This window comes from Occallatibacter sp., from assembly GCF_049802275.1.
Lineage (GTDB): Bacteria > Acidobacteriota > Terriglobia > Terriglobales > Acidobacteriaceae > Telmatobacter.
The window spans coordinates 1-1,693 of record NZ_JBARMD010000489.1; the positions used below are offsets into that span (position 1 = coordinate 1).

Sequence of the window (1,693 nt, forward strand, 5' to 3'; positions counted from 1 at the left end):
CTTCTGCATTGATGTGCTGCCGAAAATAGCCTTTCTGATAAAGCAGCCCTATGCCCGTCACTGGAAGGCCAAGGTCACTTGCTGCCTTCAATTGGTCAGCGGCTACGTTGCCGAGCCCGCCGGAATAAATGGGCAGCGCGTCGCTCAGCATGTACTCCATGCTGAAATATGCAATGCGGCTGAGCGGAGCCTCCGGCAAGGAGCGCTGAAACCAGTTCGCCGCCTCTTCGCGCTGCGTCCTTGTTTCCAGAACCTGATCGAGGGTGCTTTGGAATTGCGGAGTCGAGCTGACAGCCTGTAGCCTCTCGCTGGAAACTGTATGCAAAATCACCCAAGGGTTATGCGTCAGTTCCCACAACTCCGGGTCGATCTGCCTCCAGAGATTGTCTGAGGTATGGCTCCATGACCAGTCGAGATTCAGCGCCAATTCCTTTAGGACGGCCACCGCGTTGTTGCCAGAAGAAACATTCGAATTGGGGTTCATTTTTTTCTCCATGAGGCTAAATTCAATTCATATGATCCGAGCATTCAAAAGCTGCCAATCTGAGTTATCCAGCTCACAGCACCTTGCCCGGCGGGAGCCATCGGGCCAGGACTGAGCGTTCAGTCACGTTTCCAAAAGTGCTGTAGCGCGCGAAGCCTCGTTTCTTCGATCTTCCGCTCTGAAACATCCAACAAATCGGCGCATTCCCGGTCCGAGCATCCTTCGAGGACCGATAAAACGTACACAAAACGTTCGAAATCCGGAAGCGCAAGAATCGCCGAAAAGCGCGGATCCTGCGATGCAACTTTTGTCAGGCGGCCATCCTCCGCCGCACGTAACCAACCTTCATCGAAGATGTGCTCGCCAACGACCGTAGCCATTCTGCTATGCCGCCAGATAGTAGACAAACGAATGTTCAGATTGATTCCGATTCAAATCGTTCACGATTTGGTAAGCTTCAAGGATTGGCATGCCGCCAAACGGCGAATAAGGGATGCCAGCCTTTTTGTAATGCTCCGGTCCGAACCGAAACAAATCGGTCCGCTCGCAATTAATTTGCCTGCGTATGAATGTTTTGAATCGCATTGATCATCCTTTCCTGGAGTTGTTGTTGGAGGGTCGACTGCAACGAGCCTTTACCCTCCACGAATTCGGCGTAACTTGCGGTAATGTCATCGTGATTGTCCGGGGTCAGAATCGAAAGCATCAGTCTTGAGGTGTGGCGCGATAAGTCGAAGGGCATTGTGAACAACGATCCGCCGAGCCCAGGAATGCGCCCAATCCCTAAAAACTGCGTTGCCTTCGGCAGGCAGATCTAGGCCCGCCACAGTACATTGTTCTGCCTTTGTCCGATCTGCGGTCAGCAGAAAGGAGAGCAGATATAGGCGGGTACGATCCTCTGCAGGTGCGGGGCCAACAGTGTTAAGCGTCACCTGCGCATTCTCGCCATCGACCGTGTTTGGATAGGCATGACCGTAATTCATGTCCGCTTCCTCAAAAGTTCACCGCGAGTGTACCGAAGAGATTGAAACCCATCTCATCATCACGTGCGGACTCTGACTTTGTGACTGTTGCGCCGTGGCGATGAAGCGCCATTTCATTTCAAGGTGTAATCCTGATTTCCTGATCATCGCGATCCCTTTTCTCCATTCTGATTCTGGTAGAAGATGTCACTTCGCTTTTCGCGCACCGGGAGTCAATTTGCGCAGA

Annotated in this window: 3 protein-coding genes; all 3 read right to left on the reverse strand. The window is 52.5% G+C overall.

The window, feature by feature from the left end; translation table 11 throughout:
- The coding region (locus WA354_RS17080) for a DUF3417 domain-containing protein (RefSeq protein ID WP_472814230.1) at positions 1 to 484 on the reverse strand (484 nt) is incomplete at its 3' end.
- Between the two features lie 119 nt (positions 485 to 603).
- Positions 604 to 864 (reverse strand): sigma factor-like helix-turn-helix DNA-binding protein, encoded by a 261-nt coding sequence (locus tag WA354_RS17085; RefSeq protein ID WP_472814231.1) that lies wholly within the window; start codon positions 862 to 864, stop codon positions 604 to 606.
- 170 nt (positions 865 to 1,034) lie between these two features.
- Positions 1,035 to 1,226: a hypothetical protein gene (locus tag WA354_RS17090; protein WP_472814232.1), complete on the reverse strand. Its 192-nt coding sequence runs from the start codon at positions 1,224 to 1,226 to the stop codon at positions 1,035 to 1,037.
- Positions 1,227 to 1,693: the final 467 nt, after the last annotated feature.

Excerpts from the sequence above, each read along its gene's own strand:
- WA354_RS17085 (WP_472814231.1), bottom strand. The coding sequence starts at position 864 with ATGGCTACGGTCGTTGGCGAGCACATCTTCGATGAAGGTTGGTTACGT.
- WA354_RS17090 (WP_472814232.1), bottom strand. The coding sequence starts at position 1,226 with ATGCCCTTCGACTTATCGCGCCACACCTCAAGACTGATGCTTTCGATT.